This is a genomic window from Nocardia sp. NPDC003482 (assembly GCF_053588115.1).
This window is the reverse complement of the sequence record NZ_JBSFPI010000004.1, coordinates 75,675-100,459: the sequence shown is the minus strand read 5'-3', so window position 1 is coordinate 100,459 and position 24,785 is coordinate 75,675. Positions and strand designations below refer to the sequence as shown.

Sequence of the window (24,785 nt, the reverse complement as noted above, 5' to 3'; positions counted from 1 at the left end):
CTCGCGCCGACCTCGCCGGAACAAGGCCCGTTCCGACTGTTTGCAGGAAATTGGTTGTCGGTTACACGACGGCAACAATCCGGCGACAAACTGAGCTGGGCCTGAAAGGACCGCTTCCAGCCTCGGTGGTCGAGGCTGACCGTTAGAAACCTGATGAGGGGAAGTATGAGCGAGAACCGCACCAACGGTTTGCGGCGTGGTGCCCGTTTTGCGGGCATCGGCGCGGCCGCTGCCGTGGCCATCGGCCTTTTCTCTACCGGTGCTGCCAACGCCGACGCCTTCGTGCCGTTGCCGGACGGCCAGAAGCTGGGCCCCGACGGCGTTGTGATCACCCGCACCGGCGAGCATGCCGTCGTCTCGCCGTCGCTGGCGGGCAACGGCGCCGGGCGCACCGTGTGGGTCACGGGTAACGCGATCGCCGATGTGCCGAACGCGCCCGAGACCACGGCCGGTCCGTGGAACGGCCCGACCAACAACCCGGGCTCGAACAACTCGTCCACGCACGGCACGTCGATCGTGAGCACCGGCTACATCGTCGGCTGCCAGGTCAACATCGCCAGTGACGCGATCTCCGCCGGTCTGTCCGGCAGCCTGAGCCTGACCGACGGCAGCCTCGGCGGCTCCATCGGCCTGAACCTGGGCCCCGGCCAGGTGGCCTTCGTCCAGCTGGACAGCAAGGACATCACCAAGCCCGGTACCTACTCGGTCGAGTACCAGGACTCGGAGATCCAGATCCAGAACTGCGCGGGATATGCCCAGGCGCGCGCGTACACCGTCGTCGAGGTCGTCGGCGATCACTACTCGAAGACCACCCTCTACGGGCAGCCGTTCAGCATCGGCTGACGTGGTCGAATCCGCCAAAACCATTCTCGCGAAAGCGTTTCACCCTAGAGGGACCACAACATGAACATCCGTAAGACCGTGGCTCGCGCGGCCGGTGTCGGTGCTGTCGCCACCGCTGCGCTCGGCCTCTTCTCCACCGGCGCCGCCAACGCCGACACCTTCGTCCCGCTGCCGGGCGCGGACCTGACCAAGACCCTGTCCGATGGCACCGTGGTGCACATCTGGATCGACGGCGAATCCGCCAACATCAACCCCTCGCTGGGCTCGACCCCGCTGCACCGCAACGCGTGGGTCAGCGGTTCGGCCCACGTGAGCATCTCCGGCAACCCCAACGCCTCGGGCGGCAAGATCTTCCCGGGCTACACCGTCGGCTGCCAGGTCAGCATCTCCGGCGGTGGCGTCGAGGGCGGTCCGACCGTCGGTGCCAGCTGGGACTCCCAGGGCAACGTCACCCCGTCCGCCGGCGCCAGCGGCGGCGGCAACCTGACCCTCGGCCCCGGCCAGGCGCAGTCGTTCTACGTGCTCGACATCGAGCAGGCCGACGACTACGGCAACGAGTCGCACAAGACCCGCAACAAGTTCAGCGGCACCGACGGTTCGGTCTCCTGGGCCGACGAGACCATCGGCCTGACCGGTTGCGCCGGTTACGCGCAGGCTCGCTCGTTCGTCAACGTCGAGGTCGAGACCGACAACGTCATCAGCTGGGTGACCGTCTGGGGCCAGCCCTTCAGCATCGGCTGATCCCCGAAACCGCCTGAGCGGCAACCACAATGGGCTCGGTGCGCACGCGCCGGGCCCATTGCGCTGCCCGCCGCATCACGATTCGTGCCGACCACCGCCGCTGCGCCTGCCCTCGGCCAGCAGATCGCGGATCTCGGTGAGCAGCTGGGTGTCGGTGATCGCCGCCTCCTTGCCCCAGCGCTTCATCGCGTGGGAGGCGGGCAGGACCAGGACGAAGTACAGGATCGCCGCGATGATGACGAAGTTGAGCGCCGCGGTGATGATCGGCCCGATCGCGATGAACGTGGCCGGTTTGCTCGAATCCAGCTGAATCCCGAGGCCGAGTTCATTGGTGCCGCCGAACAGCGCCAGCAGCGGATTGATGATTCCCTTGGTGAAGGCCGTGACGATCTCGACGAAGGCCGTGCCCATCACGACCGCGACCGCCAGATCGATCACGTTCCCTCGGAACAGGAAGTCCCGGAAACCCTTCAGCATTGCGGCTCCTGTCTCGCTCGGCGCGGCTCGTGGCCGCCGAACCTCTGGTCAAGACATCTGATGTGATCGCTGACTGCTATCGAACCGGTTAGTCGGGATGCTAGTGGAGTTCGTCGGCAAATGCTCGGCGTCAATGAAACAGCACGGTGAGTTCGGTGCGTAGCGACGCGGCCGCGACGGCGATTGCGGGAGCCGAGTCCAGGGCCACGAGCACGATCCGCTCGTCGGCGGGGCCGCGCCGATTCTCGGCCGCGGTGACCAGGACGACGACCGCGTCGGCGGCGAGGGTGCGCGGCGGTCCCGCCCGCGCCGGATCGGCGCCGTCGCGTTCGGCCGCGAGCACGTCCACCCGATCGCCGACCCGCAGGATCTCGGCAACGGCCTTGTCCGCCAAGCGAATCGGCACGATGCGCGCGTCCGGCCCGGCGGCGGCTCGGGCCAGGCGCGGGCCGAGCACGCGCAGATCGGTGAGGATCTCCCCGGAGCGGACAGCGCCGGACACGGTCGCGCCGAGCACGGCCGAGGGGTCGCGGACGCTGCCCTCGGGGACGAACCCGGCCGGGCGCGCGACACGTCGCACGTCCTCGGCGGCCACGACGCGCCCGGGGGACAAATCGCGGGCGGCGACGACGACATCGGTGGAGTGCGCGGACGGATCGCCGCGAATGAACAGGGCGGCGGCGCAGAGGGTCAGGATCGCGGCGAGCGCGCGCCGCAGGAAGGTCGCGTCGGCCCACGAAGGCCGGTGTCGCACAAGGAATTCCCAGGGCGGCTCCCGGCCGAGGTCGGCGGTACCGCTTCGGTCACTCGGATTCGGTCGCAGAGGCATACCCGGAACGGTACGGCCGCGCGCCGACCGTACCGCCGGGAAAAGCCCTGGTCGGAATCAGTCTGTGGATAAGAGATTCCCTGTGCACAACTCGCCGGGCGGCGAGTCGTCAGGCCGCGGTGCCGGTGGTCGACGCGCTGGTGGTCGACGCCGACGAACTCGACGAGGAGGAACTCGACGACTCCGACCCGTTCGAACTGGCCGCCTTGGCCGGTTCGCTCGCGGTCGAGGAGCCGCTACGGCTGTCGGTGCGGTAGAAGCCGCTGCCCTTGAAGACGATGCCCACCGAGTTGAAGAGCTTGCGCAGCTTGCCGTCGCACTTCTCACAGGTGGTCAGAGCGTTGTCCGAGAAGGACTGCACGATGTCGAACTTATCGCCACACTGCGTGCACTGATACGAGTAAGTAGGCACTCCAACCTCCACAGTCTCCGTCGGTTAGCACTCTACAGCCGACAGTGCCAACAGCGCCAATCCACGGTTAATTCCCGTCCAGAAGTCGCGTCCCGCCGCCCGGCGTCAGCGCCCACCCCATCCGCCGATCGTGCGGTTCCTCGGGCAGCCGCTCGACCACCTCGTCGTCGCGCACCACGGCGACGAGCCGGGCATCGGGCCGCGCCGCGGGCAGCGTCCGGTCGTAGTACCCCGCGCCGCGCCCCAGCCGCACGCCGCGCCGATCCACCGCGAGCGCGGGTATCACCACGACGCTCGCCAATCCGATTGCGGCACAGGACATTCGGTCACCGGACGGTTCGAGCAGTCCCCAGCGCGCCGGGCGCAGCGAGTCGGCCCCGGTGTACTCGGCCCAGTCCAGCGGCCCGGGCGGCCCGGTCACCGGCAACAGCACCCGCGACCCGCCCGAGCGCAGCGCGTCGAGCAGATCGATCGACCCCGGCTCGTTCCCGACCGGCACATAGGCCGCCACCCATTCCGGTCGGTCGCTCACCAGGGTCCGCGCGGCGCTCGCCAGCGCCGCCGACTCCGCCGCCCGCACCTGCGGCGGAACCGCCGCGCGCCGGGCGAGCAACTCCGTCCGCCACCGCTGTTTGTCACGCTGACCAGCCACGTCCACAGGGTCACACTAGGGGAGCTATCGCAGACCGCGGGGTTTCGTCGGCGTACCGGCGGGGAATCAGTTCATGCGATCCGGAACGGTTTCACCGACCGGTTGCCCGGATTCAGCTCGTCGGGCGGCCACGGTCGAAGACCCCTAGGCTTCCGGGATGCCGGGCCCGAGCGAAGCCGGTCCCGCGGACGACCATCGATGGATAGGGTGAGCCTTTATGACAGCTGACGCGGACACGCCGTCCTGCTTCCGCACCGCGGTGGTGCCGGCGGCCGGCTTGGGGACTCGCTTTCTGCCGGTGACCAAGACCGTGCCGAAGGAGCTGCTGCCGGTCGTCGACACGCCCGGCATCGAACTGGTCGCGGCCGAGGCCGCCGAATCCGGCGCCGAACGCCTGGTGATCGTCACCTCACCCGGAAAGGACGGTGTCGTCGCGCATTTCGTCGACGACATGGTCCTGGAGAGCACGCTCGAGGAGCGCGGCAAGTACAAGCTGCTGGAGAAGGTCCGCCGCGCCCCGGGCCTGCTCGACGTCTCCTCGGTCGTGCAGGAGGAACCGCTCGGCCTCGGGCACGCCGTCGCCCAGGCCGAACAGGTCCTCGACGACGAGGAGGACGCCGTCGCGGTGCTGCTCCCCGACGACCTGGTGCTGCCCAGCGGCGTGCTCGAGGTGATGTGCCGGGTGCGGCGCAAGCGCGGCGGCTCGGTGCTGTGCGCCATCGACGTGCCGAAGGATCAGGTCAGCGCCTACGGCGTGTTCGACGTCGAACCCGTGCCGGACGCGGTCAATCCGAATGTGCTGCGCGTCAAGGCCATGGTCGAGAAGCCCAGCCTCGCCGACGCCCCCTCCACCTTCGCAGCGGCGGGCCGCTACATCCTCGATCGCGAGATCTTCTCCGCGCTGCGGCGCATCGAACCGGGCGCGGGTGGTGAACTGCAGCTCACCGACGCGATCGCGCTGCTGATCGCCGAGGGACATCCGGTCCATGTCGTAGTGCACCGTGGGTCGCGCCACGACCTGGGCAACCCTGGCGGTTATCTTCGTGCTGCGGTCGATTTCGCGTTGGAGCGAGACGAATACGGCCCCGAGCTCCGCGAGTGGCTGGAACGTCGGCTGGCTCCCGACTGGAATCCGCAGCTGACCCCGTCCGAGTGACGCGGACGGCCCGGGTCCGGTCGGCCGCGTCGAACACTGGACATGAGGAAGGGCTGCATGCGCTCGGTTGAGGACCAGCAGATCAAGGTGACCGCGGCGGCCGTCGCGCCGCGGCCCGTGCGGGTCGCGATCTCCGAGGCCCAGGGTTTGCTGTGCGCCGAGGACGTCGTCACCGAACGCCCGCTGCCCGGCTTCGATCAGGCGGCGATCGACGGCTACGCCGTCCGCAGCGTCGACGTGCAGGGCGCCGGTGTCGACATCCGCGACGAGGACGGCGATCCCGTCGATCTCACGCTGCCGGTGGTGGGCGAGGTGCCGGCCGGTTCGCGCCAGCCCATCCGCCTGCAACCCCGGCAGACCGTGCGCGTCGACACCGGCGCGCCGCTGCCGACGCTGGCCGACGCCGTGCTTCCGGTGGACTACACCGACGGCGGCCGCGCCCGCATCAAGGTCTACGAACCCGTGCGCACCGGCGACTACGTGCGCCGCATCGGCGACGATGTGCAGCCCGGCGACGTCGCCGTGCGCGCGGGCACGATCATCGGTCCCGCCCAGGTCGGTCTGCTGGCCGCGGTCGGGCGGGACAAGGTGCTGGTGCATCCGCGCCCGCGGCTGTCGGTGATCTCCATCGGCGGCGAACTGGTCGACATCGACCGCACCCCGGGTCCGGGTCAGGTGTACGACGTGAACTCCTACGCGCTGGCCGCGGCCGCGCGCGACGCGGGCGCGGACGTGAACCGCGTCGGCATCGTCAGCGCGGACCCCAAGCAGCTGCGCGATGTGGTCGAGGGTCAGCTGGTGCGGTCGGAGGTCGTGGTGATCGCGGGCGCGGTCGGCGGCTGGGTGTCCGAGCAGATCCGCGAGGCGCTCGAGGGGCTGGGCGAACTCGAGGTGGCCCGGGTCGCCATGCATCCGGGTTCGGTGCAGGGTTTCGGGCGACTGGGCCGCGACGAGGTGCCGACCTTCCTGCTGCCGTCGAATCCCGTTGGGGCGCTTGTGGTTTTCGAGGTCATGGTGCGGCCGTTGATCCGGATCGCGCTCGGGCGACGGCATCCGATGCGTCGCGTGGTGCAGGCGCGGACCATCATGCCGATCAGTTCCATGCCGGGCCGCCGCGGCTATCTGCGGTCGCAGCTGATGCGCGACGAGCAGACCGGCGAATATCTGGTGCAGCCGCTGGGCGTGAACGGTTCGGCGCATCTGCTCTCGACGCTGGCCGAGGCGAACAGCCTCATCGTCGTCGAGCCGGACGTCACCGAGATCCGCACGGGCGACGAGGTTCCGGTCGCCTTCCTCGCACAGCGCGGATGACGTTCGCGGCGGGGACACTGATGGATATGAACATGTTCCGGGTCGCCCAGCATCCGGGCTGGCCCGCGCACCTGGGCCCGGTCCGGGTGGCCACGGGCGGACAGGTCACGCTGCGACCCATCCGGTTGCGCGACGCGGCGGCGTGGGCGCGCATCCGCCTGCGGGATCGCGAACATCTGGAACCGTGGGAGCCGACCGGGCGCGGCACCTGGGAGGCGCGCAATCACGCGTCGAACTGGCCGTCGTTGTGGTCGAGCCTCAAGGCCGAGGCCCGCCGGGGCGCGATGATCCCGCTCGTCATCGAGGTCGATGGCGTGTTCAGCGGTCAGCTCACCATCGGCAATATCGTGCGCGGCGCGCTGCGTTCGGCGTGGATCGGCTACTGGGTGGCCAAGGACGTCGGCGGCCAGGGCGTCGCCACCGCGGCCCTGGCCCTCGGCCTAGACCATTGTTTCGGCCCGGTCGGCCTGCACCGGGTCGAGGCGACCGTACGGCCGGAAAACCTTGCGAGCCAAGCGGTTCTGCGCAACGCCGGATTCCGCGAGGAGGGTCTGCTGCGCCGCTACCTCGACGTCGACGGCGCGTGGCGGGACCACCTCCTGGTCGCCATCACCTCGGAGGAGGTCACCGGCACCACGGTCGACCGCCTCGTCCGGGCGGGCCGCGTCACCCTGCCCTGATCGGCATGTACGCGAGGCGAATTCGACGGTGCCGTGCGTGCTTCGAAATGACACCTTCGATATGCGGCCCACGGTGATATCGGTACGTCAACAGCGAGCCCGATAGCCGAGCGGGAACGGCGAACTCGTGTTACTTATGTGGCGGGTGTGGACGGCGCGCCTGCGGGCTATTCCTGTGGCACCCCACTAGCCTACGGACGTCGGTGGTGCGTCCCGTGCTACCGGAAAGGAACCTGTGAAGTGGCCCGATCATGCGGCCGTGGCACACGTGCCGACATGACGAGACAGCGGGCGGGACACGAGCGGGGAATGCGAACCGTCGAAGGGACCACGGCCGGGCGGAAACGGAGGTGTGAGCGCGGTGCCGAATTCGATCTTGTGGATCGGTCTCGTCGTGCTCTGGGTCTTCGTGCTGTTTCCGATGCTGGCCGACCGGCATCCGCGCATCCGGCGCACGACCGACGCGGCCTTGGCCACCCGGGTGTTGCATCGCGGCGGCACCAAGCGACGCATGAGGAAGGGACCCGGTGCCGGGCACGAAACCGATCCGGACTGGGTGCCGGCGCGCGTGCAGAGAAAGCTTTTCCACGGCGATGATGCGGAGGATCGGATGACGACATCGGCCGATGAGCCCGTCACCGAGGACGAAACGACCGACGGCACGGGCGATTCGGTCGAGGCGCCCGCCGCGGCGGCCGAGGACACCGAGATCATCGAGGCCGAGGTGGCCGAGGGCGGTGACGACGATTCCGCCCGCGCGGCCGACGAGCAGGTCGGGCCGCCCGTACCCGCCCGGGTCCCGGCGACCGTGACCGCGCCCGGGGAGCCCCGCGAGGTTCCCGAATCCGATTCCGCGCCGGACGAATTCGTGCCCGTGCGGCGCGGGCGCGGCGGATACGATCCCGAGGCCGACGCCATCGCGCGCGCCACCCGCTACCGCTTCCGGCAGCGCACGGCGCTCGGTCTGGTGCTGAGCATGCTGATGTTCGGCGCCTTCGCCGTGGTGATCTCGCCGATGCTGTGGTCCGGCTTCCTCGTCGCGGGCGCGGTCCTCGTCACCTACCTGATCTACCTCCGCCGCCAGACCCGCATGGAGGAGGAGATCCGCCGCCGCCGCGCCGCCCGCCTCGCCCGCCCCCGCCGCCCCGCGGAGTTCGACGAGGACTACGACGAACCGGCCCCTCGCCCCGAACGCCCCGCCCACCCCGCCAAGGAGTCCACCCGAACCTTGCACCGCCGAGCCGTGGTCCTCGACATCGACGACGAGGACCCCATGTTCGACTACCTCGAACCCTTCGACGCCGCCGCGGCCCGCGCCACCCGCCACCGCGCCGCCGGCGGCGAAATCCGCAGAGCCGCAGGCGAATAGCAACCCAGCCGCACCCTTTATTCGAATCCGCACCCCTTGCAGGGCTATGCAAGGGGTGCGGATCCGGATAAAGGGTGCGGCTGTGGGTTGGTATTGCTGGGGAGTGTAATACGAGTGTATGGTCGGGGTTGTACAGTCGTATGACACTTGGGAGGGTGGCATGTTTCGGATCGTCGAGGTGTTGGGGTTGGCGGCGCCGTTCGTAGGGGCGGGGATGGTCATCTATTACCGGCGGCGGATGGGGGGTGCGTTTTCGCCCGCGTTGATGGCGGCTGTGGTGGCGGTGGTCGCGTCGGCGGCGGGGGTGGTGACCGGGCGGGTGATCTGGTTCGGCGGGGGTGGGGCCGAGGGGATCGGGGAGCGGATGGAGATCGGGGCGGGGGTGCGGAATCTGTTGCTGGTGGGGGCGTGGACCCTGTTGCTGGTGGCCATTTTCCGGCGACCGCGGGTCGGACGGGAGGTGCGGTGATGGCCGGGACGTGGTTGTTCGGGGGCAGTGAGGTGGCGGTCGTGCTGCTGGTGGCGGGGTCGCTCGTCGCGGGTGCGCGCTTGGCGGGACGGCATCGGGTCGCGGGGCTTTCGCTGATGGCGGGGGCGGCGGCGTGGCTGGCGGCCGAGGGGCTGCACTGGATTCAGCTCGGGGTGATCGAGCCGCGCCTGCACGGCGAGGAACACGAGTCGAGCCGCCTGATCCTCGGAATGCTCGGCGACACCGTGTATTTCGGCCTGGGCGGGATCGGGCTGCTGCTGTTGTTCTTCGCCGCGGTCGTCGATCGCGCGCCGGAGGGGGACGGGCGCCGCGAACCCGTCGCCGTGGCGCGGCAACTCGGGGCGCAGGCGTGGCGCTACTATCAGGACCGCAATCGGCGGGAGAGGAGTCGGCGCTATGGGCGCTAGGCAGGCGGCGTCGGAGCAGGTCGACCGGCGTCGCGAGCTGCTCGACCGTCTCGCGGACGTGATCTCCGAGGAGGGTGTGGAGGGCGTCAGCATCCGCACCCTCGCCGCCCGCGCGGGCGTCTCCATCGGCACCGTGCAGTACTACTTCTCCACCAAAAGCGAACTGCTGCAACGAGTTTGGGAACACGTTCGGGACGAGGCCGCCGACCGCTTCCGAAGTTCCGGCGTCACCGGCGAACCCCCCGCCCGCCAGCTCGAGCGGATGACCGAACTGCTCGTCCCACCGGCCGCCGACGACCGCCTCGCCCGAGTGTGGCTGGCCCTCGTCGCCCGCGCTGCCCACGACCCCGAGATCGCCGCCCTCCACCGTGCCCAATGGCAGGGCATGGAGGAGCTCCTCACCCGAATCCTCGCCGCCGCCAATCCCGCTCGCGCCGCCGAGGCCCCCGACGCCGCCGCCGAACTGCTGGCCCTCGTGGACGGCTTCGCCGTGGCGGTGATCACCGAACCCACCCGCATGCCCCCCACCCGAGCCATCCGCATCGCCCACGCGTGGACCACCGGCTGGCTCACCGGGACCGGGAACCGAACCTGAGCGACGCCCCGCCGGAGCCGAGAACGCCGCGGCGGGCGAAATACGGTGCAGACCAGCATATTTGGAGAAGGAACACCATGACCCCGCAGCGCGTCCTGATCACCGGTGCGGCGGGCATCATCGGCACCTTCCTCCGCCCCCGGCTGGCCCGGCCCGGCCGCACCCTGCGCCTGCTGGACCTCGCCCCGCTCGACCCCGCCGCGCCCGGCGAGGAGATCGTCACCGGTTCCATCACCGACCCCGCCACCATGGCCGCCGCCTGCCGCGACGTCGACGCGATCGTCCACCTGGCGGGTATCAGCCGCGAGGACACCTGGGCGCGCATCCTCGAATTCACCATCGACGCAACGCATACCGTGCTGGAGGCCGCCCGCGCCGCCGGGGTGCCGCGCGTCGTGCTGGCCTCGAGCAATCACGCCGTCGGCTTCCGCGACATCGGCTCGGCGGGCCCGCGCGGCCTGCGCGCCGACAGCAGCCCCCGCCCGGACACCTACTACGGCGTCGGCAAGGCGGCCGTCGAGGCGCTGGGCAGCCTGTACCACTCCCGCTTCGGCATGGACGTCACCTGCCTGCGCATCGGCAGCTGCTTCGAGCGACCGTCCGACGTCCGCCAGCTGTCGCTGTGGCTCTCCCCGGACGACTGCGCCCGCCTGATCGAGGCATGCCTGGCCACCGAACGAGCGGATTACCGTGTCCTGTGGGGCGTTTCGGCCAATACGCGCCGCGTGCTGTCGCCGGACGAGGCCGCAACGATCGGTTACCACCCCCTCGACGACGCCGAACAGCACGCCACCGCCGTACCGCCCGGCGACCTCCCCACCCGCCTGGGCGGCCACTACTGCGAAACGCCCCTGGGACGCGCCGAACCGTCCTGATCCCGTGTACCGCCCGCCGTCCGCCCGCTTGGGCGGCTACTAACGCCAGACGCCCTTGGGGCGCGCCGAACCGTTCTGATCCCGCGTATTGCTCGGCGACCTCCCCACCCGCTTGGGCGGCACTACCGCCAGACGTCCTTGGGGCGCGCCGAACCGTCCTAATCCCGTTACCGCCCGGCGACCTCCCGCTTGGTCGGCCACTAATGCGAGACGCCCTTGGGGCGCGCCGAACCGACCTGATCCTGCTTAAGGCCCGGCGACCTCCGCACCCGCTTGGTCGGCCACTACCGCGAGACCCCCTGGGACGCGCCGAACCGTCCTGATCCCGCCCTGTGCCATGCTGGCGGTCATGAGTGTCGAGGAACCGCGCCTGAGCGCGGGCGATGCCGAACTCACGGTGAGCGCCGAAACGGGACGGGTGACGGCCTTCCGGGTCGGCGGTGTCGACGTGCTGCGCACCGGACCGCGGTTCGGCTCCTTCCCGATGGCCCCGTGGTGCGGCCGGATGCGCGACGGCGTCCTCGAATGGGGTGGGCGCGCTTACGAACTCCCGCGCAACGCCGCACCGCACGCCATCCACGGCACCGTGCGCGATCGCCCGTGGCGGATCACCCACAGTTCCGGTACCGAACTCGTACTCGCCCAGGACCTCGCCGCGCCCTGGCCCTTCCCGGGCCGCGTCACCCAGTCCTTCGCGCTCGCGGCGGACACCGCGACCTTCCGCATGTCCGTCGAGGCCGCCACGGAACCCTTTCCCGCGCAGGTGGGTTGGCATCCCTGGTTCCGGCGCGTCCTCGGCCCCGGCGGGGCGCCCGTGGAACTCAACTTCACCCCCGCCTGGCAGGAGGAGCGCGGGGCCGACCACCTGCCCGACGGCAAGCGCATCGCCCCGCTGCCCGGCCCGTGGGACGACTGCTTCGGCATGCCCGACGGCGTGGACGTCACCCTCACTTGGCCCGGCGCCCTGGAACTTTCGATCACCAGCCCCCTGACCTGGGTGGTGGTCTACGACGAGCCCGCCGAAACCGTCTGTGTGGAGCCGCAATCCGGCCCGCCCGACGGGCTGAACACCGCGCCCCGCCCGGTGCGTCCGCACGCGCCGCTCACCGCCGAGATGCGCTGGCGCTGGCGGACTCTCGGCTGATCAGGAGGCCCGGGAGGAGTCGGGCACCAGCCGTCCGGACTCGATGAGGACGCGCACCGCGGCCCGGCGGCGCGGGCACTCGTCGGTCCGGCAGTCCAGGTGCATCTGCATGATCGCGTGTGCCTTCTCCGGTGTGAGCTGGATGGGCTCGATCCAGCACGTACTGAACATGTCCACGATTGCTGCCTCCTCCTCGCCCGGTTGGCTCGAGGGTATGCGGAGTTTCCGGGCGAAAGAATGTGCCGACGGGACCGAATATTGGTAATTTCGGACGGTGGTCGTGTTCGATGGTGCGCGGGGCGCTGTTCCTCACGGCAGTGTCAGTGTGCGGATGATGACAGGTGTCGGTAGGGCACACGGAGTCGACGAGTCGACATTGTTGTCGGGCAGCGGAATTGCCGTCGCCGATCTCGCCGACGAGCACGCGAAAATCTGGCCGGATCAGGAATTCACGGTGGCGCGCAATCTGCTTGCCGCCGTGGGCGATCTGCCGGGGCTGGGCGTCGAGACCGCGCATCAGGCCACCATCGGCAAGGCCGGGATCGTGGGCCTCGCGGCGCTGGTCAGCCCCACCGTCGGGGCGGTGCTCACGCTGGCCGTGCGCTATCAGGACCTGGTCGCGGTGGCCGTGCGCTACGAACTCGAGGAGCACGGCGACGAGGTGATGGTGGTGGTCGACGGCCGCCACATCCCCGAGGACGTGCGCGCCTACTTCGTCGAACGCGAGGTCGCCCTGATCTTCGTGGCCGCCCGGCGGCTCGGGATCGGCCTCCCCGTGCTCCGGCTCGAGGCCGAACTGGACGCCGAACGCGCCGCCGCCCTGGCCGAACTCACGACGCTCGACGCGGACGCCGTGCGGTCCGGGCTCGACCGCACCCAACTCGTGCTACCCCGCTCCTACCTGGAACAACCTATGCCGCAGGCGGATTCGCACACCGCGTCGCTGATCGAGCGGCAGTGCCGGGACGCGTTGCAGCGCTTGGTCGCCGGGGGCTGGCGGCTGTCGACGCTCATCCGCGACCGGCTGCTCCGCGATCCGGGCGCGGTGCCGACGATGGCCGAGGTCGCCGCGGAACTGCACATCACCGCGCGCACCCTACGTCGTCAGCTCGCCACCGAGGGGGCGACGTTCCGGGGCCTGCTCAACACCGTCCGCGAGACCAAGGCCGCGGAGCTGCTGCGCACTGGCGCGTCGGTGGAGGACGTGGCCCGGCTGCTCGGCTACGCCGAGACCGCCAACTTCACCCACGCCTTCACCCGCTGGCGCGGCATGTCCCCGCGCGCGTATCGGCAATCGCTGCGTAAGACGCCGACTCCGGATTGAGACACCCGGAAATATGCGCACTTGTTGATTAAACCCCTATGGCGCAGCCTGATAGTTGAATAAGAAATTTCCCTCGGGATGCAATTTTCGAAATGCACGAGTGCGACTTGGGCGAGCGACTTATTTCTGGTACGACACCGGCCCGACTTGTCTCGTGCCCCAGTGTGGACTGTGACGCGACACGGATCGGGCCGCCCGACAATGTGATGCTCGCTGACGCTACCGGGACACGCGGCGGCCCTCGGTGGTCGCGCACCGCACGAGATGCGCGCCGGCCCGGGACATCGCCGGGAAATCCTCGAGATCCGGCCCATCGGCCGGGTACACCGTCATGCGCTGGGTGTCCTCATCGATTCCGGCTCGTCGGAACTCCGTGTCGAACATGCTGCGCTCCTTGATGGTTGCGGTTCCGCCGGGTTCGGCGGAGCGATGCTCGTACTCCTCCCCGCATACCCAAGTGATCAGGCAGCAAACGGGACCCTCGATTAGTCCCTCCGACCCCGGGTAGAGCCACCGCAGGCCGATTTCGGAAGGAGTGGACATGGGTTTTCCCGAACAACAGCAGGAGGTGCCCGGCGTCCAGGGCGAGATGACCCCGGTGCCCGACTGCGGTGAGCAGAGCTATCGGGGCGCGGGCAAACTCACGGGCAAGGCCGCGGTGATCACCGGCGCCGACAGCGGTATCGGCCGCGCCGTCGCCATCGCCTACGCCCGCGAGGGTGCCGACGTGCTGATCGCCTACCTGAACGAGCACGAGGACGCGAAACAGGTTGCGGCCCTTGTGGAACAGGCCGGGCGCAAGGCCGTCCTGATGGCCGGGGACCTGGCCGACCCCGCGCACTGCCGCGCCGTCGTCGACCGCGCCGTCGAGGAGTTCGGCCGCATCGACATCCTGGTCAACAACGCCGCCTACCAGATGACCCACGAAACGCTGGACGAGATCAGCGACGACGAATGGGACTACACCTTCGATCTCAATATCGGCGCGATGTTCCGCCTGGTGAAGGTCGCCGTCCCGCATATGCGCCCCGGCGCCGCCATCATCGGCAGCTCCTAGGTCAACTCCGATATGCCCCGCCCCAACCTGGCCCCCTACGCCGCCACCAAGGCCGCCATCGCCAACTTCTGCGCCAGCCTCGCACAACTGTTGGGCGACAAGGGAATCCGAGTCAACAGCGTGGCCCCCGGGCCCATCTGGACCCCTCTCATCCCCTCCACCATGCCCCCGGAGAAGGTGTCGTCCTTCGGTGACAACACGCCCCTGGGACGAGCGGGGCAGCCTGCCGAACTGGCCCCGGTGTACGTGCTGCTCGCCTCGGATGAGGGGAGCTACATCTCGGGCGCGAGAGTGGCTGTGACGGGCGGGAATCCGATTCTGTAGCGACGTCCTCGGCTCCGGCGCTGGGCGCCGGAGCCGAGGAACAGGGGGAGGGCGCCTCCGCGCGCTCCCGCCACCCATGTCCAGGGCCCTCGATTCACCTCAAGAGAACCGAGCCCAAACCCGGTGCTCCCCAAGCGCACTCAGCAGATCGTTGGCCGTGAGCTCCAGATCCTCGCCCACGAACACCCCGGGCCGATCGGGCCCGTAGCCGTGGCGCTTGAGCACCTCTTCCCCGGCCCCCGCGGCGGCCAGCGGCTTGCCGTGGCGGAACATCTCCGCTACCAGCAGGTCGACACGGGAGTCCGCGGCGGTGCTGAGGAAGATGGCCCCGTCGAATTCGACCGAGCGCATCGTCGCGAAGCTGCGGTCGATGGGGATGCCGCTCTGGTGGTCGAGGCTGCCCGCGTGGGGCGCGACGACCATCGGGCTGATCTTGGCGCGTTGCAGGAGGCCGACCAGGTTCTCCAGCAGGGAGTGATCGACCTCGTCGTCGGTGACGACGGCGACCTTGCGGCCGTCGGGGGGGAACTCGCCGCGCAGCTGGGACAGGGCGGGGCTGGGCGGCAACTCGATCGTGGAGAATTCCGGCTGCGGGACCGGCAGGCCGAGCTGGGTGGCGACATAACCGGCCAGATCCGTGTCGACCTCGGCCAGCATCTGCACGCCGCGCTGCCGGATCGTCTCGTCGGCGCACTTGCCCAGCTCGAAGGAGAAGGCGTCGGCCAGATGCTGCTGCTCGATCGCCGTCAGGCTGCGATAGAACTGCCGAGGCTGAGAGTAGTGGTCGCGGAACGAGATCGGGGCGTCCGTCGCCGCCGTCGTGCGCACCTTGACCGCGGGCGGCGTGATCGGCGTCGGCGATTCGACATAGGCCCGGTCGGCGAACATCGCCGTGTACGGGCAGCCGCCGCCGACCGAGTTCGGCTTGTACACATTGTTGCCCGGATGCACACCGGTCTGGTGGTACCCGTCGCGGAAGTTGTCGTTGATCGGGCTGTGCGGCCGATTGATCGGCAACTGCGTGAAGTTCGGCCCGCCCAGCCGGGTGAGCTGGGTGTCCAGGTAGGAGAACAACCGCCCCTGCAACAACGGATCATCGCTCGGCTCGATGCCGGGCACGAAATGATCCGGGCAGAAGGCGATCTGTTCGGTCTCGGCGAAGAAGTTCACCGGATTCGCGTTGAGCTGCAACGTCCCGATGATCTGCACGGGCGCGAGCTCCTCGGGCACGATCTTGGTCGGATCGAGCAGATCGATGCCCTCGAAGGTCTGCTCCGGCGTGTCCGGGAAGACCTGCACCCCGAGATCCCACTCCGGGAACGCGCCCGCCTCGATCGCGTCGGCCAGATCGCGGCGATGGAAGTCCGGATCGAATCCGCCCGTCAGCTGCGTCTCCTCCCACAACAGCGAGTGCACGCCGAGGCGCGGCTTCCAGTGGAACTTCACCAGCGTGGTCGCGCCCTCGTCGTTGACCAGCCGGAAGGTGTGGATGCCGAAGCCCTCCATCATCCGGTACGAGCGCGGCAGCGCCCGGTCCGACATCGCCCAGAACGTGTGCATCGTCGCCTCGCGATGCAGCGTCACGAAGTCCCAGAACGTGTCGTGCGCCGACTGCGCCTGCGGGATCTCGCGATCCGGATGCGGCTTGCCCGCGTGGATGACGTCGGGGAACTTGATGGCCTCCTGGATGAAGAAGACCGGGATGTTGTTGCCGACGAGGTCGTAGACGCCCTCCTCGGTGTAGAACTTCGTCGCGAAACCACGGGTGTCGCGCACGGTATCGGCCGACCCCCGCGAGCCCAGCACGGTCGAGAACCGCACGAACACCGGCGTCTCGGCATCGGCCTGGAGGAACTTCGCCCGGGTCAGCTTCGACGCCGCCCCGTTGGACCGGAACACGCCGTGCGCGCCGGTGCCGCGCGCGTGCACGACCCGTTCGGGAATGCGCTCGTGGTCGAAGTGGGTGATCTTCTCCCGGAAATGGAAGTCCTGCACCAGCAGCGGCCCGCGCGGGCCGGCCTTGAGGGCGTGATCGGTGTCGCCCATGACCACGCCCTGCGAGGTGGTCAACGCCTCGCCGCGCGGTCCACGCGCGCCGGGCTCGGCGGTCACGAGTTCGCCGGTGGGACTGCGGTATTCGGGCTCGCGCTGATCGAGCGCGGGGCCCGGGGGCGGCACGGGCGAACCGGACTCGTCCGGCTTCGGCGGGCGCTGGGGCACCTCGGGCACTGGGGTGGTGTCGCTCATGGGTTTCCTCCGCACTTCTCGTCGGCTTCACGCAGGGGCTCGCGGGCGGGCTACCCGGCCGCGGCCGACCCAATCACGGGCGTGCGGTCGTCGACCGCACGCCCGGGCACCTCGAACTACGGATTCGCGACCACGCTCAGGCTGCGATCGAACGCCCGCGCGGTCGGCACGCTGCGCGCGCCCGCGGTCGAAAGACGCGGCGGCCGAGCGCAATCCATGGCCGCGTAGTACGCCGCCTCGTACCCCGCGCCGAGCTGATCCACCGAGAAGTGCTCGACCACGCGGCGGCGGCAGGCGATCGGATCCAGCTTCGCGGCCTCGGCCATGGCCGCGGGCAACTCGGCCGGATCGTCACAGATGAAGCCCGTGACGCCGTCCTCGACGACCTCCGACACCGCGCCGCCGCGCAACGCCACCACGGGGGTGCCGCAGGCCATCGCCTCGATCATCACGATGCCGAACGGCTCCTCCCACCGGATGGGGAACAGCAGGCAGCGCGCCTGCGACAGCAGCAGCCGCTTGGCGACCGCGTCGGCCTCGCCGAAGACGACGTCCTTCGGGCCGAGCAGCGGCTGCACCGCACGCCTGAAATACGATTTCTCCGCAGGCTCATTCATTTTGGCGGCCAACACGAGTGGCAAATCTGCGGCATGCGCCGCCTCCAATGCCAGATCCGGTCCCTTGTAGGGAGCGTAGCGGCCGAGGAAGAGTGCGAAATCCTGCTTTTCCTTCTGGAACGGCCATTCGCTCGGAAGCACCGCATTGTAAACGCGCCCAACCCAATTCAGGGCGGGCGCCAACGCACGCTGCCGATCGCTGATCGCCACGAGTTGGGACGAATCGTCGAGCGCGCGATAATACGACTGCTCCTCGCCGTCGACGGGTCCGTGCACGGTGACCACGGTCGGGATGCCGAGCGCGTGGTACACGGGGGAGTTCAGCGGACCGGCGAAGGTGTGGTCGTGCACGACGTCGATGCGCTCGGTGGCCGCCAGCTCGGTGACGATCTTGCGTACCTTGAGAGCATTGAGTACCTCGGGGAACGGCTCGCCGAGCCGCTCGGCCAGGATCTTGTCCCAGACCCGGATGAATCGGGTTGCCGCGGTTCCGGATCGGCCCGCGCCGAGCAACGTGACTCGATGCCCGCGGGCGACCAGTGCGTCGACCAGTTGCGCCACCACGGCTTCCACGCCGCCGTATCCGGCGGGTGGAACCTCGAAATATGGTGGGGCCACCATGACGATATTCAGCGGCGCACCGGAATCCTGAATGTTGTAAATCAGGGAATCGGAACCGGACGGGGTACTGCTCATGGTACTGCCTCCTCAACGGTGTGAAGCTGCTACCAAGACAGGGCCTTCTTACGCGACACTCGCCCGCAGGATGTGATACCCAGCACAACTTCGGCTAACCCTCACACCATTGAATTCGGACATCCCCGACACCGATTCGGTAAATGGCTCAGCCCAGGCGTCGCACCGCGAGGACATTGTCGAGCAGCGTCGCGGGCCGCCCGTCCGGATCGGTCGTCGCCCGTTCGCGCGTCTCGCGGATCTCGGACCGCCACGCGGCCGCGTCCAGGTCCAGCGCCGCGTACACCTCGTCCGGGGTCGAGAAGTGCGTGTGCTCGTGCGCGTGCTTCGACCACGGCGGGGGCGCCCCGTGATCGACGACGAGCAGCAGCCCGCCGGGGACGAGCGTGTGCGCGGCCTTGCGCAGGATCTCGGCGCGCGGGAACTCCACCGGCGACTGGAAGAACTGCGCGGACACCAGGTCGAACTCGCCGTCGGGGAAGCTCGTCTCGAGATCGTGCCGCTCGGCCCGGATGCGCTCGGCCACTCCGTGTTCCGCGGCCGCCTTCCGTAGCCGGCCCAGCGCGACGTCGGTGATGTCGACCGCGGTGACCGTCCAGCCGCGCTCGGCCAGCCAGATCGCGTCGCCGCCCTCGCCACAGCCGAGGTCCAGGGCCCGGCCCGGCGGCAGCTCGCCGACGATGGTGGTGAGCCAGGTGTTGGGCCGTCCGCTCCACACCTGGTCCCGCTCGTTGTACAGGTTGTCCCAGAACTGCTGGTCGCTCATGTCACCACCCTGAGCGATCGGACGTCGGATCGACAACTTTCGTTGCCGAATCGGCAAAAGGCTACGACGCCGGGTCGGCCCGCCGGGCGCGGGCGCGGCGCTTGCCCTCGTGCATGGCCTGCACCCGGGCGACCGGGATCGTATGCCCCTCCTCGACCAGATCGGCCGGAAGCGCTTGCGGCGCGGGCATTTCCGTGGCCCACGGATCGGCCTCGCCCAGCGCGGCGACGGCGGTACGGACGGTGAACTCGCGCGGGGTGATCCGCTCCAGATCGTCCCAGGCCAGCGGGAACGACACCGTCGCGCCGGGCCGCACGCGCGGACTGTAGGCGGCCACCACGGTCGCGCCGCCAGCGCGGGTGGAGTCGAGGAAGACCTTGCCGCCCCGGTCCTCGCGAATGAACGCGGTCGTGGCGAGCTCGGGATCGAGCCGTTCGGCGCGCGCGGCGACGGCCCGGGTGGCGGCGGCCGCGTCCTCGATCGAGGTGCCCGCGCGCACCGGGACGAAGACATGCACGCCCTTGGAGCCGCTGGTCTTCACCGCTCCCGCGAGCCCGTCATCGGCCAGCGCGCGGCGGATGAGCTGCGCGGCCAGCACGGCCTGCCGGAACGGTTGTCCCTCGGGCGGATCGAGGTCGAGGACCAGATGCGTCGGCCCCTTGCTGTGATCGCCGAGCAGCAGGGTCGGGTGGTATTCGATGGCCCGCTGATTCCCGAACCACAGCAGCGTGCGCAGGTCGTCGCAGACCGCGTAGGTGACCTCGCGCCGCGAACTCTCCGCCCAGATCGTCATGCGCGGCACCCACTCCGGGGTGTATTTGGGCAGGTTCTTCTGCATGAACGGCTCCTGCCCCGGTCGCACCCGGACCACCGACAGCGGTCGCTCGCGCAGCTGCCGGACCAGCCGGTCGCCGACCGCCTCGAGGTAATCGATGAGATCGCGCTTGGTCGCGTCGGCGCCGTCGAACAGCGGCTTGTCCAGATTGGTCAGGTTCACTCCGGCGCGGACCTCGTCGCTGCTGCTCATGGCCTCACCCTGCCCGTCGCCGCCCGGCCGGTCAACCGTCCGACCGGCAGCGCGCTCACCGCGGCCGCGACGGCCACATTGGCGGCCAGCGCGATCAGCCCACCGTTGATGCCGTACAACGGATCTCGGCCCGCGGCGTGCAGCCCCAGCACGATCCCGGTCCCGACGACCAGCCCGGCCACCACGCCCGGCGCGGTCAGCCGCCGCCAGTACAGCCCGAGCAGCACCGCGGGCAGCAGCTGCGCCACCCCCTCGTAGGACAGCACCGACAGATTCACCAGTGCCTCCGGATAACTCACCGCCCCCAGCAACGCGATCGCGCCGACCACCAGGCACACCAGCTGCGAACGCCCGCGCTGCCGGGCGGCGCCGCTCGATCCACCGCCGAGAATCGTTCGGCCCCACAGGGTTCCGATGGCGATGAGGAACACGCTCATGGGCACGATCGCCGACAGCGCCCCCGCGATCCCGATCACCGCCACCAGCGGAGCGGGCAGCGAATCGGTCACCAGCTGGTACAGCGCCAGATCGGAGTTGCTCAGCGCCGGGAAGACGAACAGCGCCGCCGCGCCGATCAGGATGGGCACCACCAGCAGCAGCTGGTACCACGGCAGCAGGAACGAATTGCGCCGCAGCGCGGTCGGATTCGACGCGGAGAGATATCCGGCCACCGTGGTCGGGAAGATGCAGATCGTGACGACGTTCAGCAGAATCGTCGACACGTACCACGCCGCCCCGAAGGTTCCGCCGCCCGCGCCGGGGAAGGTCAACCATCGCGGCCGTTCCGTCACGAGACGATTCAACAGCGCCCCCGGACCGTCGAAGTAGTGCCAGGGCACCCACACCGCGAGGAACACCACCGACGCCACCGCGAGCCCGTCCTTGAGCACGCTCACCCACGCCGAACCGCGCAGACCCGACGCCAGGATGAACGTCTCGGCCACGACGAACGACACCACCGCGGCGACCCGCAGATCGATCGCGCCGTAACTCATGGCGTGCACCACCACGCCCATGCCCTGAATCTGCAACTGCACGTACGGAACAAGGAACGCCGTGCACAACACCGCGACCACCACCCCGAGCGCCCGCGAACCGAACCGGTGCTCGGCGATGTCGGCGATCGACACCAGTCCGTGCCGGGCGCAGTAGGTCCACAGCAGCGGCGCCACGAAGTAGGCGACCACCAGGCCGGTGCTCAGATACGCGATCAGATAGAAGATCGGCACCCCGTACCGATACGACCACCCGGCCGCGCCGAGGAAGGAGAAGCTGGTGTAGGACTCGCCCGCCATGAGGAGCAGCACGAACAGCGTGCCCAGCCCGCGGCCCGAGATCGACCACTCCGTCAGCGATTTGGCGCGTCCCCGCCCGGACCACACGCCGATGGCGACCGTGGCGGCCATGGCGAGCGCGAACAGCGAGACGGCCACCGCCGCCCGCCCGCTCACGCCCGGTCCTCGGGCGCGTCGTCGACGGGCACGAATTCCGGTGCGCCGCTTCGGTAGGCGGGATCGAAGCGCGCCACGAGGGCGATCAGCGGCCCGGTCAGCGCGGTGACGACGAGCAGGTAGAACACCAGGAACGGGATGCCGAACACGCGCGGCTCGATGCGGTCGGCGACCACCGGAGCGAGGCAGTAGGCCAGCCCGGGCAGCACCAGCAACCACAGCACGGGGCCGCGTCGGCGCAGCGGAATCGCCGGTGCGCGAAGGTCGTCCGGCCCTGCGGGATCGGCCATGGATGTCCCTTCATGATCGCGTCGCTTCCTCTGGTCACCTTCGCCGATCCGGGCCCGCACCGCCAGCCGGTAGGGGTGTGTCGGGGGCTGGTTGTCCCTTTGGTCCGGATTGCTGACAAGGAACCGACGGGTCGGCTTCGCGTAGGGTTGCCTGACCGTAACCGGCCGTTCAGGAAGCTGTGAGCTACGGCACAGATGTCCGATTCATCCTTTTTGTGAATGGAGACGACTTTTCGACGTGCCGATTTCCGATTCGCCCGAAATGTCTCTTACTCGCCTAAAATTAGCCCGAATGGGCGGAGTGCCCGATAGCTACACAATACCTGTCGCGCTTCCGTATGCACATTTCAAGATCATGTAAACGAAGATCAAAAGTCTTGGCACGGAATGGCATCCGCATGTGTAAGCTGACGATCAATCACGAACCCACTACGAGGTGGGGTGACGGGCGAGGACGGTGTCGTAGTGGACGTCGACAGACTCCGAATGCGCCGAGTCGCGGTAATCGCGACCGCGCTCGGTGTACTGGCTCTGATGATTACCGGCGCATTGGATCGGGTGCTGCTGGGCGTATTCATCTGTGCCGGACTCGGTTTGGGCTGGCTCAACGCGCGGCTCACCTGGAAGTCCATCACCAATGTCATTCGGTCGGAAACGGCGAGCAAACAGGCCCTGATGGCCTCGACCGCCGTGCGCCTGCTCGGCCTGACCGTGATCGCCATCGTGGTGGCCCTGCTGACGCGGCCCAACGGGATCGGAATCTTCTTCGGGCTGGCCCTCTTCCAGGTCGTCGTGGTCCTCCACACCGTGGTCCCCGAATGGAAAGGGCTGCGCCAGACATCATGAACACCGCGTTCCTGCTCGCCGAGGAGGCCGAGCCGAAGATCAAGGTCGGCCACCACGCGGTGGCTCACCTGTGGGGCATGACCTTCAACGTCGACACCATCGTGTCCACGGTCGTCGCGGCGGTGATCGTCATCGCGCTGGCCGTCTTCGTCCGGATCAAGATCACCTCCGGCGTGCCCAACGGGGTACAGCTGTTCTTCGAGACGGTGACGATCCAGATGCGCGATCAGGTCGAGGCGGCCATCGGGCTGCGGGTGGCTCCGTTCGCGCTGCCGCTGGCGGTCACGCTGTTCACCTTCATCCTGCTGTCGAACTGGCTGTCGGTGCTGCCGATGCAGTACGGCGACGGCGAGCTGATCGCCCCGCCCGCCTCCGACGTCAACTTCGTCTACGCCCTGGCGCTGTTCGTGTTCCTGTTCTATCAGGGCGCGGGCATCGCGCGGCGCGGTCCGCTGACCCATGCCAAGCAGTTGTTGAAGGGCCACACCGGCTGGGGTCCGATGGTGTTCATCAACATCATCGAGGAAATCGCCAAGCCGTTGTCGTTGTCGCTGCGATTGTTCGGCAATATGTTCGCCGGTGGCGTCATGATCTCGGTGATCGCGTTGTTCCCGTTCTGGATCAGCTGGGGTCCCAACGCCATCTGGAAGTTGTTCGACCTTTTCGTCGGCGCGATCCAGGCGTTCATCTTCTCGCTTCTGACCGTGCTCTACTTCAGTCAATCCATGTCGCTGGAGCACGAAAACCACTGACCGACTCTTCATTCGAAGAGAAAACGTTCGAGAACAGGAATGAAACATGGCAGATCCAGCGATTGTCCAGGGCGCACTGATCGGCGGCGGCCTCATCATGGCCGGCGGCGCGATCGGCGCGGGCATCGGTGACGGCATCGCGGGTTCGGCGTTGATCAACGGCGTCACCCGCCAGCCCGAGGCGGAGGGCCGCCTGCGCGGCAACTTCTTCCTGACCGTGGGTCTGGTCGAGGCCGCGTACTTCATCAACCTGGCGTTCATGGCGCTGTTCGTGTTCGCGACACCAGGAGCGTAGAGCTCATGGCCCAGCGAACGGATGTCATGGCCGAGGGGAACTTCCTCATCCCCAACGGCACCTTCTTCGCCGAGTTGTTGATCTTCCTGATCGTGCTCGGGGTCATCTGGTTCTTCGTCGTTCCGCCGATCCGCAAGGTGCTGGCCGAACGGGAGGCGCGGGTCGAGGCGACCACGGCGAACAACAAGGAAGCGAAGGAGACGTTCGCCGAGGCCGAAGCCCGCTATCAATCGGGACTCGAGAAGGCCCGCGCCGAAGCCGCCGAGATTCGCAATCAGGCGCGCGCCGAGGGCCGGGCCATTCTCGAACAACTCCGGTCCGAGGCCCAGGAGGAGGCCGACCGGATCGTCGCCGAATCCGCCGCGCAGCTGCGGGCGGAGGCCGACCAGGTGTCGGCGGAGTTGCGGCAAGAGGTCGAACCGCTGGCCGAATCGCTGGCGCAGCGCGTTTCCGGTGTCAACGGCCAGCGCGCCGGAAGCAGCGCCGGGCGGCAGAGGGGACAAGCGTCGTCATGAATCACACCGTCGGCATCGTCGCCGCGGGGCCGTACCAGATCACCTTCGACTGGCCGGTCTTCTTCAGTCAGCTGTTCGCGTTCGCGGTGATCGTCTTCGCGATCTGGAAATGGGTTGTGCCCATTGTGAAACGGCTGATGGTCCGCAACCAGGAGGCCATCCGCAAACAGCTCGAGGAGAGCGACCAGGCGACCCAGCGACTGACCGACGCCAAGGCGGCCTACGACAACGCCATGGCCGAGGCGCAGAGCGAACTCGAGCGGATGCGGGTGGACGCCCGCGCGGACGCCGAACACATCGTCGCGCAGATGCGCGAGGCCGCGGCCACCGAGGTCGAGCGCGTCCGCAAGCAGGGCCGCGATCAGATCCTGCAACTGCGCCGCCAGCTCATCCGCGATCTGCAGACCGACCTCACCGCGGCCATGCTGGACCGCACCGAGGAGAAGGTCCGCGTCAAGATCGACAACCCCGAGGCCCGGTCCGAGAGCATCGAGCGTTTCCTCGAGGAGCTCGAGATCCTGGCCAACGGCGAACACGCCGTCCGTCGCCAGCCGCAGTCCCGCTGGAACTGATTCGTTGTGCACGGCTCGGGCCGTG

29 protein-coding genes and 1 pseudogene are annotated in these 24,785 nt (G+C 68.8%); 18 read left to right on the top strand and 12 right to left on the bottom strand.

Annotated features, from left to right (window positions below; all coding sequences use genetic code 11):
• The first annotated feature begins 165 nt into the window (after window positions 1–165).
• Both ACWDSJ_RS07950 and ACWDSJ_RS07945 read left to right on the top strand, forming a co-directional pair.
• On the top strand, window positions 166–843 hold the full coding sequence (locus ACWDSJ_RS07950) for an MspA family porin (RefSeq protein ID WP_387359909.1): 678 nt from the start codon (window positions 166–168) through the stop codon (window positions 841–843).
• 60 nt (window positions 844–903) lie between these two features.
• Window positions 904–1,584 carry an MspA family porin gene (locus ACWDSJ_RS07945; RefSeq protein WP_387359911.1) on the top strand — a complete coding sequence of 227 codons (681 nt, stop codon included), beginning with the start codon at window positions 904–906 and terminating at the stop codon, window positions 1,582–1,584.
• 75 nt (window positions 1,585–1,659) lie between these two features.
• On the opposite strand, the gene mscL is transcribed toward ACWDSJ_RS07945, so the two are convergent.
• The 4 genes from mscL to ACWDSJ_RS07925 all read right to left on the bottom strand — a co-directional run bounded on the left by mscL (window position 1,660) and on the right by ACWDSJ_RS07925 (window position 3,960).
• Entirely contained in the window at window positions 1,660–2,061 is a 402-nt protein-coding gene (gene mscL / locus ACWDSJ_RS07940) for a large conductance mechanosensitive channel protein MscL (RefSeq protein WP_450030100.1), read from the bottom strand.
• A gap of 130 nt (window positions 2,062–2,191) precedes the next feature.
• Window positions 2,192–2,890 carry an SAF domain-containing protein gene (locus tag ACWDSJ_RS07935; RefSeq protein ID WP_450030098.1) on the bottom strand — a complete coding sequence of 233 codons (699 nt, stop codon included), beginning with the start codon at window positions 2,888–2,890 and terminating at the stop codon, window positions 2,192–2,194.
• A gap of 109 nt (window positions 2,891–2,999) precedes the next feature.
• Entirely contained in the window at window positions 3,000–3,302 is a 303-nt protein-coding gene (locus ACWDSJ_RS07930) for an FmdB family zinc ribbon protein (protein ID WP_450030096.1), read from the bottom strand.
• A gap of 67 nt (window positions 3,303–3,369) precedes the next feature.
• A complete protein-coding gene (locus ACWDSJ_RS07925; RefSeq protein WP_450030094.1) occupies window positions 3,370–3,960 on the bottom strand; it encodes a 5-formyltetrahydrofolate cyclo-ligase in 591 nt (196 codons plus the stop codon).
• 211 nt (window positions 3,961–4,171) lie between these two features.
• Between ACWDSJ_RS07925 and ACWDSJ_RS07920 the strand changes: the two genes are divergently transcribed.
• From ACWDSJ_RS07920 to ACWDSJ_RS07880, 9 genes are all read left to right on the top strand, one after another.
• Window positions 4,172–5,110, top strand: coding sequence for a UTP--glucose-1-phosphate uridylyltransferase (locus ACWDSJ_RS07920; RefSeq protein ID WP_450030092.1), 939 nt, complete (start codon window positions 4,172–4,174; stop codon window positions 5,108–5,110).
• Window positions 5,111–5,167: 57 nt separating this feature from the next.
• Complete coding sequence (gene glp / locus ACWDSJ_RS07915) at window positions 5,168–6,421, top strand: molybdotransferase-like divisome protein Glp (RefSeq protein WP_450030090.1); 1,254 nt, start codon at window positions 5,168–5,170, stop codon at window positions 6,419–6,421.
• A gap of 26 nt (window positions 6,422–6,447) precedes the next feature.
• Window positions 6,448–7,101, top strand: a complete 654-nt coding sequence (locus ACWDSJ_RS07910; protein WP_387359925.1) for a GNAT family N-acetyltransferase — start codon at window positions 6,448–6,450, stop codon at window positions 7,099–7,101.
• 361 nt (window positions 7,102–7,462) lie between these two features.
• Window positions 7,463–8,470: a divisome protein SepX/GlpR gene (gene sepX, locus ACWDSJ_RS07905; RefSeq protein ID WP_450030088.1), complete on the top strand. Its 1,008-nt coding sequence runs from the start codon at window positions 7,463–7,465 to the stop codon at window positions 8,468–8,470.
• 160 nt (window positions 8,471–8,630) lie between these two features.
• The gene (locus ACWDSJ_RS07900) at window positions 8,631–8,939 is read left to right on the top strand and encodes a hypothetical protein (protein WP_450030086.1); all 309 of its coding nucleotides are present in this window, start codon (window positions 8,631–8,633) and stop codon (window positions 8,937–8,939) included.
• Window positions 8,939–9,367: a hypothetical protein gene (locus ACWDSJ_RS07895; protein WP_450030084.1), complete on the top strand. Its 429-nt coding sequence runs from the start codon at window positions 8,939–8,941 to the stop codon at window positions 9,365–9,367. The genes ACWDSJ_RS07900 and ACWDSJ_RS07895 overlap by 1 nt, the downstream gene beginning before the upstream one ends.
• Window positions 9,357–9,962, top strand: a complete 606-nt coding sequence (locus tag ACWDSJ_RS07890; protein ID WP_387359934.1) for a TetR/AcrR family transcriptional regulator — start codon at window positions 9,357–9,359, stop codon at window positions 9,960–9,962. Before ACWDSJ_RS07895 ends, ACWDSJ_RS07890 begins: the two co-directional genes overlap by 11 nt.
• Window positions 9,963–10,039: 77 nt before the next feature.
• Window positions 10,040–10,837 (top strand): NAD-dependent epimerase/dehydratase family protein, encoded by a 798-nt coding sequence (locus tag ACWDSJ_RS07885; protein ID WP_450030081.1) that lies wholly within the window; start codon window positions 10,040–10,042, stop codon window positions 10,835–10,837.
• Between the two features lie 349 nt (window positions 10,838–11,186).
• Window positions 11,187–11,981, top strand: coding sequence for an aldose epimerase family protein (locus ACWDSJ_RS07880; protein WP_450030079.1), 795 nt, complete (start codon window positions 11,187–11,189; stop codon window positions 11,979–11,981).
• Here the strand turns inward: ACWDSJ_RS07880 and ACWDSJ_RS07875 are convergent, their stop codons facing one another.
• Complete coding sequence (locus ACWDSJ_RS07875) at window positions 11,982–12,158, bottom strand: hypothetical protein (RefSeq protein ID WP_450030077.1); 177 nt, start codon at window positions 12,156–12,158, stop codon at window positions 11,982–11,984. It lies immediately after the preceding gene.
• Between the two features lie 157 nt (window positions 12,159–12,315).
• Here ACWDSJ_RS07875 and ACWDSJ_RS07870 point away from each other — a divergent pair, with 157 nt between their 5' ends.
• Window positions 12,316–13,305, top strand: a complete 990-nt coding sequence (locus ACWDSJ_RS07870) for an AraC family transcriptional regulator ligand-binding domain-containing protein (RefSeq protein ID WP_450030075.1) — start codon at window positions 12,316–12,318, stop codon at window positions 13,303–13,305.
• Between the two features lie 219 nt (window positions 13,306–13,524).
• Here the strand turns inward: ACWDSJ_RS07870 and ACWDSJ_RS07865 are convergent, their stop codons facing one another.
• Window positions 13,525–13,689, bottom strand: coding sequence for a hypothetical protein (locus ACWDSJ_RS07865; protein WP_387359944.1), 165 nt, complete (start codon window positions 13,687–13,689; stop codon window positions 13,525–13,527).
• Between the two features lie 157 nt (window positions 13,690–13,846).
• Here ACWDSJ_RS07865 and ACWDSJ_RS07860 point away from each other — a divergent pair.
• Window positions 13,847–14,686 (top strand): annotated as a pseudogene (locus tag ACWDSJ_RS07860) (SDR family oxidoreductase).
• A 99-nt stretch (window positions 14,687–14,785) separates the two neighbouring features.
• Here the strand turns inward: ACWDSJ_RS07860 and ACWDSJ_RS07855 are convergent.
• The 6 genes from ACWDSJ_RS07855 to ACWDSJ_RS07830 all read right to left on the bottom strand — a co-directional run bounded on the left by ACWDSJ_RS07855 (window position 14,786) and on the right by ACWDSJ_RS07830 (window position 21,780).
• The gene (locus ACWDSJ_RS07855; RefSeq protein ID WP_450030073.1) at window positions 14,786–16,933 is read right to left on the bottom strand and encodes a catalase; all 2,148 of its coding nucleotides are present in this window, start codon (window positions 16,931–16,933) and stop codon (window positions 14,786–14,788) included.
• Between the two features lie 116 nt (window positions 16,934–17,049).
• Window positions 17,050–18,246, bottom strand: a complete 1,197-nt coding sequence (locus ACWDSJ_RS07850; RefSeq protein WP_387359951.1) for a glycosyltransferase family 4 protein — start codon at window positions 18,244–18,246, stop codon at window positions 17,050–17,052.
• 148 nt (window positions 18,247–18,394) lie between these two features.
• On the bottom strand, window positions 18,395–19,012 hold the full coding sequence (locus ACWDSJ_RS07845) for an SAM-dependent methyltransferase (RefSeq protein ID WP_450030070.1): 618 nt from the start codon (window positions 19,010–19,012) through the stop codon (window positions 18,395–18,397).
• Between the two features lie 61 nt (window positions 19,013–19,073).
• On the bottom strand, window positions 19,074–20,039 hold the full coding sequence (ligD, locus tag ACWDSJ_RS07840) for a non-homologous end-joining DNA ligase (RefSeq protein ID WP_450030068.1): 966 nt from the start codon (window positions 20,037–20,039) through the stop codon (window positions 19,074–19,076).
• Window positions 20,036–21,490 (bottom strand): sodium:solute symporter family protein, encoded by a 1,455-nt coding sequence (locus ACWDSJ_RS07835; RefSeq protein WP_450030066.1) that lies wholly within the window; start codon window positions 21,488–21,490, stop codon window positions 20,036–20,038. Before ACWDSJ_RS07835 ends, ligD begins: the two co-directional genes overlap by 4 nt.
• Window positions 21,487–21,780 carry a DUF3311 domain-containing protein gene (locus ACWDSJ_RS07830; RefSeq protein ID WP_450030065.1) on the bottom strand — a complete coding sequence of 98 codons (294 nt, stop codon included), beginning with the start codon at window positions 21,778–21,780 and terminating at the stop codon, window positions 21,487–21,489. Before ACWDSJ_RS07830 ends, ACWDSJ_RS07835 begins: the two co-directional genes overlap by 4 nt.
• Before the next feature lie 534 nt (window positions 21,781–22,314).
• Here ACWDSJ_RS07830 and ACWDSJ_RS07825 point away from each other — a divergent pair.
• From ACWDSJ_RS07825 to ACWDSJ_RS07805, 5 genes are read left to right on the top strand one after another with little or no spacing between them, the layout of a single operon-like run.
• Complete coding sequence (locus ACWDSJ_RS07825; RefSeq protein ID WP_387359961.1) at window positions 22,315–22,626, top strand: hypothetical protein; 312 nt, start codon at window positions 22,315–22,317, stop codon at window positions 22,624–22,626.
• On the top strand, window positions 22,623–23,378 hold the full coding sequence (gene atpB / locus ACWDSJ_RS07820) for a F0F1 ATP synthase subunit A (RefSeq protein WP_387359963.1): 756 nt from the start codon (window positions 22,623–22,625) through the stop codon (window positions 23,376–23,378). Before ACWDSJ_RS07825 ends, atpB begins: the two co-directional genes overlap by 4 nt.
• A gap of 46 nt (window positions 23,379–23,424) precedes the next feature.
• Window positions 23,425–23,673 (top strand): F0F1 ATP synthase subunit C, encoded by a 249-nt coding sequence (locus ACWDSJ_RS07815; protein ID WP_387359965.1) that lies wholly within the window; start codon window positions 23,425–23,427, stop codon window positions 23,671–23,673.
• Between the two features lie 5 nt (window positions 23,674–23,678).
• Window positions 23,679–24,188: a F0F1 ATP synthase subunit B gene (locus ACWDSJ_RS07810; protein WP_387359969.1), complete on the top strand. Its 510-nt coding sequence runs from the start codon at window positions 23,679–23,681 to the stop codon at window positions 24,186–24,188.
• Window positions 24,185–24,760 carry a F0F1 ATP synthase subunit B family protein gene (locus tag ACWDSJ_RS07805; protein ID WP_450030061.1) on the top strand — a complete coding sequence of 192 codons (576 nt, stop codon included), beginning with the start codon at window positions 24,185–24,187 and terminating at the stop codon, window positions 24,758–24,760. The genes ACWDSJ_RS07810 and ACWDSJ_RS07805 overlap by 4 nt, the downstream gene beginning before the upstream one ends.
• Window positions 24,761–24,785: the final 25 nt, after the last annotated feature.

Excerpts from the sequence above, each read along its gene's own strand:
- ACWDSJ_RS07950 (WP_387359909.1), top strand. The coding sequence starts at position 166 with ATGAGCGAGAACCGCACCAACGGTTTGCGGCGTGGTGCCCGTTTTGCG.
- ACWDSJ_RS07945 (WP_387359911.1), top strand. The coding sequence starts at position 904 with ATGAACATCCGTAAGACCGTGGCTCGCGCGGCCGGTGTCGGTGCTGTC.
- mscL (WP_450030100.1), bottom strand. The coding sequence starts at position 2,061 with ATGCTGAAGGGTTTCCGGGACTTCCTGTTCCGAGGGAACGTGATCGAT.
- ACWDSJ_RS07935 (WP_450030098.1), bottom strand. The coding sequence starts at position 2,890 with ATGCCTCTGCGACCGAATCCGAGTGACCGAAGCGGTACCGCCGACCTC.
- ACWDSJ_RS07920 (WP_450030092.1), top strand. The coding sequence starts at position 4,172 with ATGACAGCTGACGCGGACACGCCGTCCTGCTTCCGCACCGCGGTGGTG.
- glp (WP_450030090.1), top strand. The coding sequence starts at position 5,168 with ATGCGCTCGGTTGAGGACCAGCAGATCAAGGTGACCGCGGCGGCCGTC.
- ACWDSJ_RS07910 (WP_387359925.1), top strand. The coding sequence starts at position 6,448 with ATGAACATGTTCCGGGTCGCCCAGCATCCGGGCTGGCCCGCGCACCTG.
- ACWDSJ_RS07900 (WP_450030086.1), top strand. The coding sequence starts at position 8,631 with ATGTTTCGGATCGTCGAGGTGTTGGGGTTGGCGGCGCCGTTCGTAGGG.
- ACWDSJ_RS07895 (WP_450030084.1), top strand. The coding sequence starts at position 8,939 with ATGGCCGGGACGTGGTTGTTCGGGGGCAGTGAGGTGGCGGTCGTGCTG.
- ACWDSJ_RS07890 (WP_387359934.1), top strand. The coding sequence starts at position 9,357 with ATGGGCGCTAGGCAGGCGGCGTCGGAGCAGGTCGACCGGCGTCGCGAG.
- ACWDSJ_RS07885 (WP_450030081.1), top strand. The coding sequence starts at position 10,040 with ATGACCCCGCAGCGCGTCCTGATCACCGGTGCGGCGGGCATCATCGGC.
- ACWDSJ_RS07880 (WP_450030079.1), top strand. The coding sequence starts at position 11,187 with ATGAGTGTCGAGGAACCGCGCCTGAGCGCGGGCGATGCCGAACTCACG.
- ACWDSJ_RS07870 (WP_450030075.1), top strand. The coding sequence starts at position 12,316 with ATGACAGGTGTCGGTAGGGCACACGGAGTCGACGAGTCGACATTGTTG.
- ACWDSJ_RS07865 (WP_387359944.1), bottom strand. The coding sequence starts at position 13,689 with ATGTTCGACACGGAGTTCCGACGAGCCGGAATCGATGAGGACACCCAG.
- ACWDSJ_RS07855 (WP_450030073.1), bottom strand. The coding sequence starts at position 16,933 with ATGAGCGACACCACCCCAGTGCCCGAGGTGCCCCAGCGCCCGCCGAAG.
- ACWDSJ_RS07850 (WP_387359951.1), bottom strand. The coding sequence starts at position 18,246 with ATGAGCAGTACCCCGTCCGGTTCCGATTCCCTGATTTACAACATTCAG.
- ACWDSJ_RS07845 (WP_450030070.1), bottom strand. The coding sequence starts at position 19,012 with ATGAGCGACCAGCAGTTCTGGGACAACCTGTACAACGAGCGGGACCAG.
- ligD (WP_450030068.1), bottom strand. The coding sequence starts at position 20,039 with ATGAGCAGCAGCGACGAGGTCCGCGCCGGAGTGAACCTGACCAATCTG.
- ACWDSJ_RS07830 (WP_450030065.1), bottom strand. The coding sequence starts at position 21,780 with ATGGCCGATCCCGCAGGGCCGGACGACCTTCGCGCACCGGCGATTCCG.
- ACWDSJ_RS07825 (WP_387359961.1), top strand. The coding sequence starts at position 22,315 with ATGATTACCGGCGCATTGGATCGGGTGCTGCTGGGCGTATTCATCTGT.
- atpB (WP_387359963.1), top strand. The coding sequence starts at position 22,623 with ATGAACACCGCGTTCCTGCTCGCCGAGGAGGCCGAGCCGAAGATCAAG.
- ACWDSJ_RS07815 (WP_387359965.1), top strand. The coding sequence starts at position 23,425 with ATGGCAGATCCAGCGATTGTCCAGGGCGCACTGATCGGCGGCGGCCTC.
- ACWDSJ_RS07810 (WP_387359969.1), top strand. The coding sequence starts at position 23,679 with ATGGCCCAGCGAACGGATGTCATGGCCGAGGGGAACTTCCTCATCCCC.
- ACWDSJ_RS07805 (WP_450030061.1), top strand. The coding sequence starts at position 24,185 with ATGAATCACACCGTCGGCATCGTCGCCGCGGGGCCGTACCAGATCACC.